14 protein-coding genes are annotated in these 14,783 nt (G+C 65.0%); 7 read left to right on the top strand and 7 right to left on the bottom strand.

Annotation, left to right across the window (positions count from 1 at the left end; all coding sequences use genetic code 11):
- Window positions 1–72: 72 nt before the first annotated feature.
- Complete coding sequence (locus tag D3876_RS06900; protein WP_119760591.1) at window positions 73–1,245, top strand: phospholipase D-like domain-containing protein; 1,173 nt, start codon at window positions 73–75, stop codon at window positions 1,243–1,245.
- Window positions 1,246–1,253: 8 nt separating this feature from the next.
- Here the strand turns inward: D3876_RS06900 and D3876_RS06895 are convergent, their stop codons facing one another.
- The gene (locus tag D3876_RS06895; RefSeq protein ID WP_238475273.1) at window positions 1,254–1,883 is read right to left on the bottom strand and encodes a class I SAM-dependent methyltransferase; all 630 of its coding nucleotides are present in this window, start codon (window positions 1,881–1,883) and stop codon (window positions 1,254–1,256) included.
- 184 nt (window positions 1,884–2,067) lie between these two features.
- On the opposite strand from D3876_RS06895, the gene D3876_RS06890 reads away from it, so the two are divergent.
- Window positions 2,068–3,378 carry an MFS transporter gene (locus D3876_RS06890; protein WP_119760589.1) on the top strand — a complete coding sequence of 437 codons (1,311 nt, stop codon included), beginning with the start codon at window positions 2,068–2,070 and terminating at the stop codon, window positions 3,376–3,378.
- On the opposite strand, the gene D3876_RS06885 is transcribed toward D3876_RS06890, so the two are convergent.
- Complete coding sequence (locus tag D3876_RS06885) at window positions 3,329–5,629, bottom strand: CDC48 family AAA ATPase (protein WP_119760587.1); 2,301 nt, start codon at window positions 5,627–5,629, stop codon at window positions 3,329–3,331. The two genes, D3876_RS06890 and D3876_RS06885, sit on opposite strands and share 50 nt — an antisense overlap.
- Window positions 5,630–5,911: 282 nt before the next feature.
- Here D3876_RS06885 and D3876_RS06880 point away from each other — a divergent pair, with 282 nt between their 5' ends.
- Window positions 5,912–6,793 carry a LysR substrate-binding domain-containing protein gene (locus D3876_RS06880; RefSeq protein ID WP_119760585.1) on the top strand — a complete coding sequence of 294 codons (882 nt, stop codon included), beginning with the start codon at window positions 5,912–5,914 and terminating at the stop codon, window positions 6,791–6,793.
- A gap of 148 nt (window positions 6,794–6,941) precedes the next feature.
- Here D3876_RS06880 and D3876_RS06875 read toward each other — a convergent pair whose 3' ends face one another.
- Entirely contained in the window at window positions 6,942–7,391 is a 450-nt protein-coding gene (locus D3876_RS06875; protein ID WP_119760583.1) for a peptidylprolyl isomerase, read from the bottom strand.
- A 393-nt stretch (window positions 7,392–7,784) separates the two neighbouring features.
- Here D3876_RS06875 and mgtE point away from each other — a divergent pair, with 393 nt between their 5' ends.
- The 3 genes from mgtE to D3876_RS06860 all read left to right on the top strand — a co-directional run bounded on the left by mgtE (window position 7,785) and on the right by D3876_RS06860 (window position 10,339).
- On the top strand, window positions 7,785–9,200 hold the full coding sequence (mgtE, locus tag D3876_RS06870) for a magnesium transporter (RefSeq protein ID WP_119760581.1): 1,416 nt from the start codon (window positions 7,785–7,787) through the stop codon (window positions 9,198–9,200).
- Window positions 9,201–9,235: 35 nt separating this feature from the next.
- On the top strand, window positions 9,236–9,640 hold the full coding sequence (locus D3876_RS06865; protein ID WP_119760579.1) for a DUF1489 family protein: 405 nt from the start codon (window positions 9,236–9,238) through the stop codon (window positions 9,638–9,640).
- Between the two features lie 111 nt (window positions 9,641–9,751).
- Window positions 9,752–10,339 carry a response regulator transcription factor gene (locus tag D3876_RS06860; protein WP_119760577.1) on the top strand — a complete coding sequence of 196 codons (588 nt, stop codon included), beginning with the start codon at window positions 9,752–9,754 and terminating at the stop codon, window positions 10,337–10,339.
- 10 nt (window positions 10,340–10,349) lie between these two features.
- Here the strand turns inward: D3876_RS06860 and D3876_RS06855 are convergent, their stop codons facing one another.
- Genes D3876_RS06855 through argH form a run of 4 tightly spaced genes read right to left on the bottom strand, consistent with a single transcriptional unit; the run spans window position 10,350 to window position 14,053 of the window.
- A complete protein-coding gene (locus tag D3876_RS06855) occupies window positions 10,350–11,117 on the bottom strand; it encodes a precorrin-2 dehydrogenase/sirohydrochlorin ferrochelatase family protein (RefSeq protein WP_119760575.1) in 768 nt (255 codons plus the stop codon).
- A 45-nt stretch (window positions 11,118–11,162) separates the two neighbouring features.
- Entirely contained in the window at window positions 11,163–12,434 is a 1,272-nt protein-coding gene (lysA, locus tag D3876_RS06850) for a diaminopimelate decarboxylase (protein ID WP_119760573.1), read from the bottom strand.
- A 3-nt stretch (window positions 12,435–12,437) separates the two neighbouring features.
- Window positions 12,438–12,680 carry a lipoprotein gene (locus D3876_RS06845; RefSeq protein ID WP_119760571.1) on the bottom strand — a complete coding sequence of 81 codons (243 nt, stop codon included), beginning with the start codon at window positions 12,678–12,680 and terminating at the stop codon, window positions 12,438–12,440.
- Window positions 12,677–14,053 carry an argininosuccinate lyase gene (gene argH, locus D3876_RS06840; protein WP_119760569.1) on the bottom strand — a complete coding sequence of 459 codons (1,377 nt, stop codon included), beginning with the start codon at window positions 14,051–14,053 and terminating at the stop codon, window positions 12,677–12,679. Before argH ends, D3876_RS06845 begins: the two co-directional genes overlap by 4 nt.
- Window positions 14,054–14,069: 16 nt before the next feature.
- Here argH and D3876_RS06835 point away from each other — a divergent pair, with 16 nt between their 5' ends.
- On the top strand, window positions 14,070–14,684 hold the full coding sequence (locus tag D3876_RS06835) for a TlpA family protein disulfide reductase (RefSeq protein ID WP_238475272.1): 615 nt from the start codon (window positions 14,070–14,072) through the stop codon (window positions 14,682–14,684).
- Window positions 14,685–14,783: the final 99 nt, after the last annotated feature.

The following is a 14,783-nucleotide window of genomic DNA, read 5'->3' as shown; positions in this document are numbered from 1 at the left end:
TGCAGAGCCCAAGAGTCAAGGAAATGCCGCTTTTCCCTTGCCCTTTGCCGCACCCGCACTCATTGATCGCGGATGGACGACGCACGCCCCGCGCGACGCGAAGCACCACAGGAGGTCGACGGCCATCGGCTGACTCCGATTGTGGAGGGACCCGCGCGGCTCAAGGCGCTGCTCGCGCTCATCGCGGGCGCACGCGAGCGAATCCGTCTCTATTATTATATGTTTCTACCCGATTCCTCGGGAGTCGCGGTGCGTGAGGCGTTGCTCGACGCGATGAATCGCGGCGTGCGCGTGTCGCTGATCGTCGACGGCTTCGGCAGCAATACCACGCCCCCCGGATTCTTCGCGCCGCTCAACGATGCCGGCTGCGAACTGTGCCAGTTCATTCCACGCTATGGCAGGCGCTATCTTCTAAGAAACCACCAGAAGATCGCGATCGCCGATGACAGGACCGCGATCATCGGCGGCTTCAACATCGGCGACGATTATTTTGCGCCGCCCGAGGCGGGCAAATGGCACGATCTCGGCCTTGAGGTGCGCGGCCCTGCGGTCGGCTGGCTCGTCACCTATTACGACATTCTCGACCGCTGGGTCCGCTCGGACAATGCGAGCTTTCGGGCGCTCAGGCGGATGCTCGCCGAGGCACTCCCTCCCGCGCCCGGCGGCCCGTTGCGGTGGCTCCTGGGTGGCCCCACCCGGCGGCTGAGCCCGTGGGCGCGCACGGTGAAGCACGATCTGGAGCACGCCCGGCGCGCGGACATGATCGAAGCCTATTTCTCGCCCAGCCGCTCGATGTTCAAGCGAACGCGCAACGTCGCAAAGCGTGGCGGCACCCTGCGCCTTATCACCGCGCAGCGATCCGACAATCCCGCGACGGTTGGCGCCGCGCGCCTGCTTTATGGCGGCCTGTTGAAACAGGGGTGCGAGGTCTACGAATATCTGCCCCGCATGCTCCACATGAAGCTGATGGTCATCGACGATATCACTTATGTGGGATCGGCCAATTTCGATATCCGCAGCCTGTTCCTCAACATGGAGCTGATGTTGCGCATCGAGGATGCGGGCTTTGCCGCGCACATGCGCGCCTTTTTCGAAAGCGAACTCGCAGATTGCGAGCGTATCACCCCCGAGTTGCACAACGCGCGCGCAACCTGGCTCAATCGCGTGCGCTGGGCGCTGTCATGGTTCGTCGTGAACGCGATGGACTATACCGTCACGCGCCGGCTGAATTTCGGGCTCGATTAAACCCCGCGTCAGCCCTTCCACGCCCAGTAGAGCTGCGCGGGCGGGATGTTCCAGAATTCGAAGCCATGATCGATCCGCTCGAAATGCGGCGCGATGAAGTCACGAACCTTGGGCGAGAATTGATAGACGAGGAAGGCGCCGCCGGGGCGGAGCGCGGCCTGGGTCTCCTCGGCGATCTTCGGGCCAACGCCTGCAGGCAGCGTCGAAAAAGGAAGGCCGGACAGCACATAATCGGCATGATCATGGCCTTGCTCGGCAACGATCCTGCGCACATCGGCTGCCGAACCCAGTACCGGGATGAACCGCGGGTCGGGGATCTCCTCGGCCAGATACTCGATGAAATCCGGGTTGGTGTCGATCGCGATCAGCTTCGCGTCGGGCGCGAGCCTCTTCAGGATAGGGCGGCAGAATGTGCCCACGCCCGGCCCATATTCGACGAAAACCTTGGTGTTGGCCCAGTCAACACGCGCCAGCATATTGGCGATCAGCATGTCCGACGAGGGGATGACCGATCCTACCATCACCGGATGCTTCAGAAAGCCCTTGAAGAACATCGCCCAGGGACCGGAACGGCGCCGCGCCCATTCGACAAGCCACGCGGGCAGCTTGCGACCGGTCTTTGCGGATGATGCGGGCATGAAATTCCTCGTCGGTGACAGCAAGGTTACGAGCCCTCGCAAATAAGCGGTTCTTATTCAAGTGGAGGTTAACCCGGTAGCGCCGCAGTTTTTCCTTTCGCATGCGCATTGTTCGGGCGTATCGGGTCGGCATGGGCACGAAACCGGATGGAGCGGTCACCGCGAAGGGCATGACGCGCCTGCCATGTCGATATTGAACGCGGAAGAGCGCGCGCGTCGGCGCGATTTCGGACTGCTGTTCCTCGTGATGCTCACCATCGCGGCGGGCAACACCGCAATGCAGTCGGTCCTCCCTGCGCTCGGGCGCTCGCTCAAGGTTCCCGACAGCGCGGTTGCGGCCGCCTTTTCGGTTTCGGCGGCGATCTGGGTCGTCGCGGCACCTTTCTGGGCGAAGCGGCTCGACCAGCACGGCCAGCGCAAGATGGTGGTGACCGGACTTGTGGGCTTCACCGTGTCGACGCTGCTATGCGGGCTGTTCCTGGCCGCGGGAATCCTTGGCTGGATCGCGCCCGCGCTGACATTCGTGGCCTTTGTTGGCGGCCGGATGATCTACGGCGCTTTCGGCGCCGCCACACCACCCGCCGCGCAGGCGATGGTCGCGGCGCGGACAAGCCGTGACGAGCGCACCAAGGCGCTGACGATGCTCGCGTCCGCGTTCGGGCTCGGTACCATCCTCGGCCCGGCACTCGGTCCCTATTTCCTGCTTCCCGTTGTGGGCATGGCCGGCCCCGCTCTGGTCTTCGCGCTGATCGGGCTGATCGTGGTGATTGCGGCATGGCGGCTGCTTCCCGACGACAGTCCGTCCGCCCATCCGCACGGCGCAGCCGCGAGCTATCCCTCGATCGGCGGCCAGTCGACGGGTGCGACCGTGACCGCTGCGATCGCGTCGCACTCGGTCGAAGTGCGGATGCGCGATCCGCGCATCTGGCCCTGGATGCTCTCGGGGCTGGTGATGGGGCACGCACAGGCGATGACGGGCCAGGCGATCGGCTTTCTCGTAATCGACCGTGTGGGCGGCTCGCTCGATGCCGCGCTCCAGGCCACGGGGATCGTGCTGATGATGGGTGCGGGCGCCGCGCTGCTCGTCCAGTGGGGCCTGATCCCGATGCTCGGGCTCAGGCCGCGCGCGCTCGTGCTGATCGGTCTGGTGCTGTCCGCGATCGGATGTGCGCTGACCGGGCTTGCGACCGATCTGTACGGAATCGCGACCGCCTTTGCGCTGTCATCGCTCGGCTTCGGCTTCACCCGGCCTGGCTTTACCGCGGGGTCGTCGCTCGCGGTGGGCGCGAAGGCGCAGGGTTCTGTCGCGGGCAAGGTCACCGCGATCAACGGCGCAGCGTTCGTGCTGGGACCGTCGATCGGGGTCGGCATGTACGAACTGTGGCGGCCGCTGCCCTATTTCACCGCGGCCGCCGCGCTCGTTGCGCTCTTCGCCTATGCCTGGGTCACTCTTGACCCTTCGGACCGCGCGGATGGAGCATCCCCGGCGCGATGAAACCGATCGGGTCGATCTTCATTGCATCCTGCTTGAGCTTCGATGCCATCGCTTCATATTCGCGCTCCATCTCGGGCGTGACCGACGCGCGCGATTCGGTGAGCGCCTTTTCGAAATGGCCCATCGTCACGCGCTTTACGTCGAGCGACTCGCGCAAAGCGAACAGCCCCGCACGACGCACGAGATCCTCGAGGTCGGCACCCGTGAAACGGTCGGTCCGCTTCGCGAGTTCGTCGAGATCCACGTCCTCGTCCAGCGGCATCTTGCCCGTCTGAATCCCCAGGATACGCCGGCGCCCCCCCTCATCGGGCACGCTCACATAGACAAGTTCATCGAAACGGCCGGGGCGCAGCAGCGCCGGGTCGATCAGATTGGGGCGATTGGTCGCGCCGATCACGACGACCGACTGAAGTTCCTCGAGCCCGTCCATTTCGGCCAGTATCGTGTTGACCACGCGCTCGGTGACCTGCGGTTCACCCATGCCGCCGCCACGCGCGGGGACAAGGCTGTCGAGTTCGTCGATGAAGATCACGCAAGGCGCGACCTGCCGCGCGCGCGCAAAGAGCCGCGCGATCTGCTGTTCGCTTTCGCCATACCATTTGGAGAGGAGATCGCTCGACTTGGTGGCGATGAAGTTCGCCTCGGCCTCGCGCGCCACCGCCTTGGCCAGCAGCGTCTTGCCCGTGCCCGGCGGGCCATAGAGCAGAAAGCCCTTGGCCGGACGGATGCCGAGCCGACGGAACGCATCGGGATCCTTGAGCGGCAGTTCGACGCCTTCGCGCAATCGCATCTGCGCATCATCGAGGCCACCGATATCGTCCCAACTGACATTGGGCGCCTGCACCATCACCTCGCGCATCGCGGAGGGCTGGACGCGCTTGATCGCGGCGAGGAAATCCTCGCGCGTGACCGACAATGTGTCCAGCACCTCGGGCGGGATCGTGCCCGCGGCCAGATCAAGCTTGGGCATGATTCGCCGCACCGCTTCGATCGCCGCCTCGCGCGCGAGCGCGGCAAGATCGGCGCCGACAAAGCCATAGGTTGTCCGCGCCAGCTCGGCGAGGTCGACCTTGTCGCCCAGCGGCATGCCGCGCGTATGGATGCCCAGGATCTCGCGACGGCCGCGCTCGTCGGGCACGCCGACGATGATCTCGCGATCGAAACGCCCCGGACGCCTGAGCGCCTCGTCAATCGCCTCGGGCCGGTTGGTCGCGGCGATGACGACAAGGTTGGTGCGCGATTCGAGCCCGTCCATGAGCGTGAGCAACTGGGCCACGAGTCTCTTTTCGGTCTCGCCCTGCACCTGTCCACGCTTGGGCGCGATCGAATCGATCTCGTCGATGAACAGGATCGAGGGCGCGGCCTTTTGCGCCGCCTCGAAGATTTCACGCAGCTTCTTCTCGCTCTCGCCGTACGCAGAGCCCATGATCTCGGGCCCGTTGATCAGGAAGAATTCGGCGTCGCTCTCATTCGCGACCGCGCGCGCGAGCCGGGTCTTGCCGGTACCTGGCGGACCGTGGAGCAGAACGCCACGCGGCGGATCGACGCCCAGACGCTGGAATAGTTCAGGGTAGCGCAGCGGCAGCTCGACCATTTCGCGAAGCTGATCGATGGTGGAGGCCATGCCGCCGATATCGTCATAAGTGACGTCGGCGCGGCGCGCTTCCTTTGGTTCGGTATATTCGGGCAGCAGCTCGATCTCGGTGTCCGCATCGATATGGACGATGCCCTTCGGACTGGTCGAAACCACCGCGAGCCGGATCTCCTGAAGCGCATAGGCGGGCGCGGCGAGCATCTGGCGCAACTGTTGCGGCATCTCGCCCCGATCCACCTGCTGCTGGCCAACGGTTGCGATCACGTCGCCTGCCGAGACCGGGCGCCCGGCAAAGGTGCGCTGAAGCGCCTGACGTGAACCCTGGAGACGCAGATTTTGTTGTGCGGGTGCGAAGACGACGCGCTGTGCCGGCTTGGTTTCGATCTTGCGGATTTCGACGAAATCGCCCGAGCCGACGCCGGCATTGGCGCGCTGGAGGCCATCGAGCCGTACGAGCTCAAGCCCTTCATCCTCCTGATAGGGCAGCACCGCGCGTGCGCCGGTCGATCGCTTGCCGACGATTTCGACGATATCGCCCTCGGCAAGGCCAAGTGTTTGCATCGTTGCACGCGAAAGCCGGGCAAGCCCCCGACCGCTATCCTCGGCGCGCGCGTTCGCGACTTGCAATCGCCGCCCCTGGGTTTCCTCGTCAGCCATTGGCTATTTGCTCCGCTATCAACGACAGCGGCAAGATAGGGCGCGCGTGGACCCCTTTCGACCCCGGACCAAAAAAAAGGGCCGATCCCGAAGGACCGGCCTTGAAAGTTTTTAGGAGAGGATGCCTGAAAGGCCCGCTCTATGTGCAGTGCAGCAAAGAATGTTGCAAGTGCGAAAAGCCTCTTGCCGATTGCATATATTGCAATCATAAAAGTGTCACGGACAATCAATAGTGAAGCGAGACGCGGCTAGCACCGCCCCAAATGCGTACGAGGAGAATTGATGCGGCGTTTGCCCCCACTCACCGCGATCGAGGCTTTTGTCCAGGTTGCGCGGCTCGGCTCGATCAAGGCCGCGGCGGAGGAGCTTGCGCTGTCTTCGCCGGCGCTAAGTCGCCGCGTCCAGGCGCTCGAACGCTTCCTTGGCCGCGCATTGTTCAGCCGGCGCCATCAGGCATTGGTGCTTACCGAAGACGGCGAAAGGCTGCTCCGCCAGATCGCGCCCGCGATCGACATGCTGTCGCTGGCGATCGACGATCTGTCGACCAATCAAGACGTTCTTCGTTTGCGGCTCGGCATCCTGCCGCTCTTCGCGTCGCAAAAACTGATGCCGCATTTGCCGGCGCTGCGCGCCAGACATCCCGAACTGCATCTCGACATCGACACCGCCGCGCATAGCCTTTCACGGCTGGGCGAAGGCCTCGATGTCGCGATCCCGCTCGCACGCGAGATCGACCCCGCCCTGTATTCGCGGCGTCTGGGGCGGAACCGTGTCTATCCCATTGCGGGACGCAAGCTGACCGAGGGCCCCAATGCGATCCGCACGCCCGAGGATCTGGCGCGCACCACGGTGCTGATCCATCGCGACATGCCCGAGACTTTCGACGTGTTTCGCAACGCGCTGGGACTGAAGAGCCTTGAGCCGATCGCGATCGATCATTTCGATTCGGGCCAATTGATGCTCGAGGCCGCAGCGGGCGGACTCGGCGTCGCCTTCATGCTCGACAGCCATCTGGAGGATGCCGACGATCCGCGGCTCGTCCGCCTGTTCGATGTCGAGGTGGAGAGTCCCTACAGCTATTGGTTCGCGTGCCGCCCGCGCGCACTGGAAGCGCGCCCGGTACGGCTGTTTCACGACTGGCTGGTGCCGCTGTTCGAGACTTGAGGGGCAGCCCATTTCAACCCGCTCATCCTGAGTAGAGACCGAGCTTGGCGAGGGCTCGTATCGAAGGACGCACTCGAACGGTCCTTCGATACGCCATTTCGCCAAGCTCAATGGCTACTCAGGATGAGCGGATACATGAACGCCCGCCTCAGCTCGTGCGCGCGGTGACAATCTTGCCGGGGTTCGCCGGGGGCTCGCCCTTGGGGAGCGCGTCGACATGCTCCATGCCCGAGGTCACTTCACCCCAGACAGTGTACTGACCGTCGAGAAAACGGGCATCGTCGAAACAGATGAAGAACTGGCTGTTGGCGCTGTTGGGGTTCTGCGCGCGCGCCATCGAGCAAACGCCGCGGACGTGCGGTTCGCGGTTGAATTCGGCGGCGAGGTCGGGAAGTTTCGAGCCACCCATGCCCGTGCCGGTGGGATCCCCGCCCTGCGCCATGAAGCCGTCGATCACGCGGTGGAAGATCACGCCGTCGTAAAAGCCTTCATCGGCGAGCTCGGAGATCCGGGCGACGTGGCCGGGTGCGAGGTCGGGGCGCAGCTTGATGACGACGTCGCCGCCATTGTCGAGGGTCAGGGTAAGAGTGTCCGCCATGATCGGCTCCCGGCAAATAGGGTTGCAAAACTGCCGCCCCATATAGCGATCCTTGGCGGCAGGGAAAGTCCGCGCGCGGTGAGGGGGACAAGAGGCGGAGACAGCGCGGGTCGCGTGTACGCTGTCTCCGCCGGGCTTGTGCCAAGCCTGGACGGTTTATAGCCAAGAGCCTCCGCGGAAACATCCCTTTTGACAGCCATTCCACGGATTGCCTGTGCCGTTTCGAGAGCCTAGAGCCTTTCCCGGCAAGGCGGAATCGCCTTGCCGGACAAGAAAGGCTCTCGACTCAATATCTGGAGCACTTCCTGACCGAAAAACCGGTTCCCACTTTTCCGGGAAGTGCTCTAGAGCAACAATCTTGCTGGGGGCCGTGTTTCACGAGGGGAGGCAGCGATGACCGAGACCGAGCTGAAACATGTGCCTGAGGATGTATCGGTCGTTGCCGAACCCAGTCATGACGCCGAGGACCGGCTGACCCCCGAATTCGTGACGGGCGTGCTCGAACGCGTCGATTCGGGTGACGCGGAGGGTGCGCGCGCGCTCGTTGAGCCTCTGCACCCCGCCGACATCGCGGATCTCTTCGAGCTCACCCCGTCCGATCGACGCCAGGCGCTCGCCGCCGCGCTATCCGACCTGCTCGATGGCGACGTTCTCGCCGAGATGAACGATTATGTTCGCGAGGACCTGATCGACGCGCTCGAGCCGCATCAGGTCGCCGAAATCGCGGGCGAACTCGATACCGACGACGCCGTCGCGATCATCGAGGACATGGAGGAAGACGACCAGCGCGCCGTTCTCCGCGCACTGGCCCCCGACGACCGTGCCGCGATCGAAGAGGCGCTGTCCTACCCCGAGGAATCGGCCGGCCGCCTGATGCAGCGCGACCTCATCGCGGTGCCCGAGCATTGGACGGTGGGCGACGTGCTCGACTATTTGCGCGGCAACGAGGATCTGACCACCGATTTCTGGGAAGTCTATGTCGTCGACGCGGCGCACCATCCGGTGGGCTGTTGCGCGCTGAGCTGGGTGCTGCGCACGCCGCGTTCGATCGCAATTTCGGACGTAATGGCGCGCGAGCAGACGCTGATACCGGTCGACATGGATCAGGAAGAGGCAGCGCTGAAGTTCCAGAAATATGCGCTGATCTCGGCGGCGGTGGTCGACCAGTCGGGCCGCCTGGTCGGCATGATCACCGTCGACGACATCGTCCACATCATCCAGGAGGAAGCGGGCGAGGACATCCTCAAGCTTTCGGGCGCGGGCGAAGGCGACATCAACGAGCCCGTGATGGACAGCTACAAGAGCCGCGTGCGCTGGCTGATCGCCAATCTCGCCACCGCGCTCGTTGCCTCCACGATCATCGGGCTGTTCGAAGGCACGATCGCGCAAATGGTGACGCTTGCCGCGCTGATGCCAATCGTTGCGGGGGTCGGCGGCAATGCGGGCACGCAGACCATGGCAGTCACCGTGCGCGCGCTCGCCACCAATCAGCTCACCCAATCCAACACCTGGCGCACGATCCGGCGTGAAATTCGGGTCGCACTGCTCAATGGCGCGACCGTGGCGGTGGTGATCGGAATCGGCGTCGCACTCGCCTTCACCAATCCGCAGCTCGGTGCCGTGATAGCCGCGGCGATGATGACCAACATCCTGATAGCGGGCATGGCCGGCGTGCTCGTGCCGCTGACGCTCGAGCGCTATGGCGCCGACCCTGCGGTCGCGTCCTCGGTCTTCGTCACCATGACGACCGATTCGATGGGCTTCTTTGTCTTTCTGGGGCTCGCGGCCGCAACGGGGCTGACGGGATAGCTTGATCCTGGCAGCGGAGGCGCCCAATTGGGGACATGGCCGAACTCAATCTCACCAAGGTCGCCGTGGGCTGCCCCTCGCTCGAGATTCTCGCGCAGCGGATCGCCGCGCGCAGCAAGAACGAGGTCGCCGAAGTGACGACACGTTATCGCCCGACGCGCCACGAAGAGCTGATCGGCGGGTCGCTCTACTGGATCATCAAGCACAAGCTTGCCGCGCGACAGACGATTCTCGGTTTCGAGGAGATGGAAAGCGAGAAGCGCTGGATCATCCGGCTCGATTCGCACGTGGTTGCCGTCCAACCGCGCCCACGACGCGCACATCAGGGCTGGCGCTATCTCAAGACGAGCGATGCCCCTTCGGATCTCGGCGCTCTCGGCGACGCCGACGAACTGCCGCCCGAGATGCTGGGCGAACTCTCCTCGCTCGCGCTCCTCTGAGTCTGATCGGTTGCAGTGGGAATCAAGGTCTGGGAATTGGCAGTTCATTAACCAAATCGTGAGGGCTTTGCCCTAACCATCCCCGCCTGAGAAATGTCAGCCGGAGTGAATATGGCCCTGTCTCCGCTCAGTGCGGCCAAAGCGACGCCCCCGGGCGCACCGCTCGATATCCTCGTCGTCGACGACAGCCGGACCAACCTGCAGGTCATCGGCCGCAGGCTGTCGCAGATGGGATATCGCTGCTGTCTGTGCGCGAGCGGCGCCGAGGCGCTCGACCGCATCCAGGGGCGCAACTTCGATCTCGTGCTGCTCGACATGGTTATGCCCGGCATGTCGGGAATGACGGTTCTGCGCGAGATCCGGGGCATGCAGCACCGCCGCCACACACCCGTACTGATGATCACCGCGCGGAGCGATCCGGGCGCCGTGGTCGAGGCGCTGGGCGGCGGCGCCGACGATCACGTTGCCAAGCCCTTCGAATTCGAGGTGCTCGATGCGCGGATGCGCAGGCTGATCGAGCGCGCGCAGGAAATCGAGGAACTGCGCCGTTCCAACGAATCGCTCGATGCGCGTATCGCGCACCGTGCGATCGAGATCGGCGAGCTCCGCTCCAAGGTCCACGACATGCTGGCCGATCGCCAGAGACTTGCCGATTCGCTTCAGGCGCTTCAGCAGCAGGTAGACCAGCTCGGCAGCTAGGCGCTGCTGCTTACGCCTCATCCCGCCGGGTCAAGAATATGGAAAGGCCCGCGGGCAACGGCTCCGACGGCGCCGCTATGACACGCGCGGCGTCCGCCCGGATGCGTGCGAGGATTGCGGCGGAAACATCAGGCGCGTGGAATATTGTGTCCGCCTGACCCAATAGCCGCGCCTCGCGCAGGCTGAGATCATCGGGATCGTCCGAACGCAGCACCATCGTGACGAGCCCGGCATCGAACCTGATGTCGGGCGCGGCGAGCCAGCGCGCCACGGCGTCGCCGTCCTGCGCGCGCAACGGATCGAGCGGACCTTCAAGCGCCGCATCGATCGCGCGACGCCGCTGATCGGGCTGGGTCCAGCGGGCACGGATCGCGCCCCGCGCCGAATGAAGCCCCGTCGCCAGCTTGCCCAGCGAAGCCGGCAGCAGCGCCTCGATCCGCTGGCGTAGCACCTTGGCCAGCCCTGCCGACGCGCCGCCCGTCCCGATCGCGACCAACACCGGATCGCGATCGACGATCGCGGGCAATGTGAAATCGCACAGCGCGGGTCGGTCCACCGCATTGACCAGTATCCCACGCGCCTTCAGCCGCGCGACCGCGGCCACCGCCAGATCCTCATCCTCGATCGCGACGATCGCAAGCGCTGCTGCGTCCCCCTCTCCCACGATGATGGCGCCGGCGCGCTGGAGCAGCCGCGCCTTGGCGTCGCGCACGGCACCCTCGCCAAGCAGGATGACCGGGCGCGCCTTCAGGCGCAGGAATATGGGCAGGCTGTGCATTGGCATGCCTTGTCGCGCTTGGCGGCGCGATTGCCAAGTCGCGCCTCAGCCACCCAACCAGTCGGGCATCGAATCGGCGGCGATCAGCGCCTCAAGCGGCTGGCGTGCGCGCACCACCGCCCACCGATCGCCCGAGACCAGCACCTCGGGGGTCAACGCGCGGCTGTTGTACGTGCTTGCCATCGTCGCGCCATAAGCGCCCGCGGTCATGAACGCGATCAGGTCGTTCGCCGCCACGGCGTCCATCTCTCGCGCGATCGCGAAGGTGTCACCCGTCTCGCAGACCGGCCCCACCACATTGGCAGTGAAGCGATGGCCCGATGGAGTCACCGCGCGGATCTCGTGCCAGGCGTCGTAGAGGCTGGGGCGAAGCAGATCGTTCATCGCGGCGTCGGCGATCACCCAGGGATGCGTCACGCCGTCCTTGACGCGGATCACGCGCGAAAGCAGCACGCCGGCATTGGCCACGATCAGCCGACCGGGCTCGAACGCCACGCGCACGTCCCAACCGGCGGTCACGCGGCGGACCATCGCGCCATAATCGGCGGGACTTGGCGGCACCGGCAATGCGGGGTCGTAGGGCACGCCCAGTCCGCCCCCCAGGTCGGCGATGGTGATGTCATGCCCCGCTGCGCGCAATTCGCGGACCAGCGCGCCGATCTTGGTGAAAGCCGCCTCGAGCGGTTCGAGCGCGGTCAACTGACTGCCGATATGCACCGCGACGCCCTGCAGCTTCAGCCCGGGCATCGCGCCGGCGCGAGCATAGGCTGCGAGCGCGGTGTCAATGGGAATGCCGAACTTGTTTTCGGACTTGCCCGTCGAGATCTTGGCATGCGTGCCCGCATCGACGTCGGGATTGACGCGATAGGCAACGCGCGCCTCGACCTCGAGCTCGCTCGCGACTGCCGACAGCATCTCGGCCTCGGGCTCGGACTCCAGGTTGAACTGGCCGATACCGTGCGCGAGCGCGAGGCGCATCTCGTCGGCGGTCTTGCCGACGCCAGAAAAGATGATCTTGTCGGCCGGAATTCCCGCGGCGATTGCGCGGATCAACTCGCCCGCCGACACGACATCGGCGCCGAAGCCCTGCCCCGCGAGCACCGAAAGCACCGCGCGGTTGGGGTTGGCCTTGACCGCGAAGGAAATCCACGGCTCGCCACGCCCGGCGCCCGACACCGCCTCGCGAAACACGCGCGCGTGACGCTCTATGGTTGCCTGCGAATAGACGTAGACGGGCGTGCCGACCGCCTCGGCGATCGCTTCCAGCGCCACGTCCTCGGCGTGCAGCCTGCCGCTGCGAAGATCGAAATGGTCCATGGCTCAGGTCGTCGGCGGAAGGTCGAACTTGTCGTCCTCACGCTCTTCGGATTGCTTGAGAATTTCGTCCTGACGCTCGGGTCGCGCCTGATCGTCGGGGGTGATCAACTCCTCCGATGTCGGAGCGGTCCTTGCGAGCGCGGGTGCGGGGGGGACCTCGTCACCCGCGACGCGCGTCAGCGGCTTCTTGCTGCCGCATCCGGCAAGCACCGTCGCGAGCGCCGCAACGATGAGCAGTTTTCTCATGCACCCATTCCCAATCCAACTTTCGCTTCGATGATGCGCTTCAATACTTCGGACGGCGCCGTGCCGCCATGGCTCGTCCGGCTCGCGACCGAAGCGTCGACCCCCAATAGGCCAAAACAGTCCTGCGTGATACGCGGATCCACTGACTGAAGCACGTCTAGCGGCAGCTCGCCCAAGGTCACGCCACGTTCCTCGGCCAACTTGACGACGCGCCCGGTCACATGATGCGCCTCGCGGAAAGGCAGCCCGCCCGAACGCACCAGCCAATCGGCAAGATCTGTTGCGGTGGCAAAGCCCGATTCCGCAAGCGCGCGCATGCGATCCGTGCGGAAAGTCGCGCTTTCGACCATCCCCGACATCGCCGCGATCGAAAGGCCGAGCAGGTCGTGCGCTTCGAACACGGGTGGCTTGTCGTCCTGCATGTCCTTCGAATAGGCGAGCGGCAGCCCCTTCATCGTCATGGTGAGCGCCACCATGCACCCCGCGATCCGCCCCGAATGGCCGCGCACCAGCTCGGCCGCGTCGGGATTGCGCTTCTGCGGCATGATCGAAGAGCCCGTCGACCATTGGTCGGACAAGGAGACGAAGCCGAAGGGCTGGCTCGCCCAGATGATGAACTCCTCGGCCAGCCGCGACAGGTGAACGGCGCACTGGGTCGCGGCCATCAGATAGTCGAGCGCGAAATCGCGGTCCGAGACCGAATCGAGCGAATTGTCGGTGGGCCGGTCGAAACCAAGCGCCGCGGCGGTCGCGTGCCGGTCGATCGCATAGCCCGTGCCCGCGAGCGCGGCCGCCCCCAGCGGGCACTGGTTCAGACGCCGGCGCGCATCGGCGAAGCGCGAGCGATCGCGTCCGATCATCTCGTAATAGGCCATCAGGTGATGCCCCAGCGTCACCGGCTGCGCCGATTGCAGGTGGGTGAAGCCGGGCATCACGCTTGCGACATGGTCTTCGGCGCGTGCAACGAGGGCGCGCTGCAGCGTCGCCAGTGCGGGTTCGACCATGTCGATCGCGTCGCGCACCCAAAGCCGAAAATCGGTGGCCACCTGATCGTTGCGCGAGCGCGCGGTGTGCAGCCGTCCCGCGGCGGGACCGATGATCTCTGCAAGCCGGCTCTCGGTCACCATATGGATGTCCTCGAGCGTCAGATCCTCGGGAACGCCATTGGCCTCATATTCGCCCGCGATGGCTTCTAGGCCCTGCGTGATCGCCGCGACATCCGCCGTGTCGACGATGCCTTGCGCCCCCAGCATCGCGACATGCGCCTTCGAACCGGCGATGTCCTGCCGCCACAGGCGCTTGTCGAAGGGGATCGAGGCGTTTATCTCGCGCATGACAGCGGCGGGACCTTCCTCGAAACGCCCACCCCACATCGCATTGGAGCCCTTGGTGCGGTCTTCGCTCATTCTACTCCTCGGCCTGGCAGCACTTGGCGGCTGCGATAGGCAATCCGAACCCGCCCCGCAAGCGAACGTCGCCGCGGAAGGCGTGCAGCCCGAACAATTCACGGGCACGCTCGAAATTTCCGGGCGCGGCACGCCGATGCCCAAGGACGCCTTCACCGCGCCCGACGGCAGCGAGGTCACGCTCGAAAAGTTCAGGGGCAAGGCCGTGCTCGTTAATCTTTGGGCGACGTGGTGCGGCCCCTGCATCAAGGAAATGCCCGCGCTCGACGCGCTCGCCAAACGCGAAGAGGGTCGGCTGAAGGTCCTCACCATTTCGCAGGATTCGAAGGGCAAGGAGGTCGTGGCGCCTTGGTTCGAGAAGAACCGCTTCGACAAGCTCGAAGCCTATCTCGACCCCGAGAACCGGCTGGGCCTCAACTATGCCAGCGGCATGCTGCCCACCACCGTCCTCTACGACGCCGAAGGCAAGGAGGTCTGGCGCGTGATCGGCGGAATGGACTGGAACGGCCCGCGCGCCAACACGCTGCTCGCCGAAACGCTGGGCAAGGACGCCAAGGGGGCCGCCACGCCCAGAAGGCCCTTTACCCCTTCGGGCTGACGTAAACTAAATCCGCCCCCTGTCAGTGCTCCGGGCTTGACCCGGAGCCCATGTCCGAAGCGACGATGCGCCTGCGGATATGGGCTCCTGCTTGCGCAG

The organism is Sphingomonas cavernae, from assembly GCF_003590775.1.
Lineage (GTDB): Bacteria > Pseudomonadota > Alphaproteobacteria > Sphingomonadales > Sphingomonadaceae > Sphingobium_A > Sphingobium_A cavernae.
Note: the sequence above shows the minus strand (reverse complement) of the source record. Positions and strands in the feature narration are given on the sequence as shown.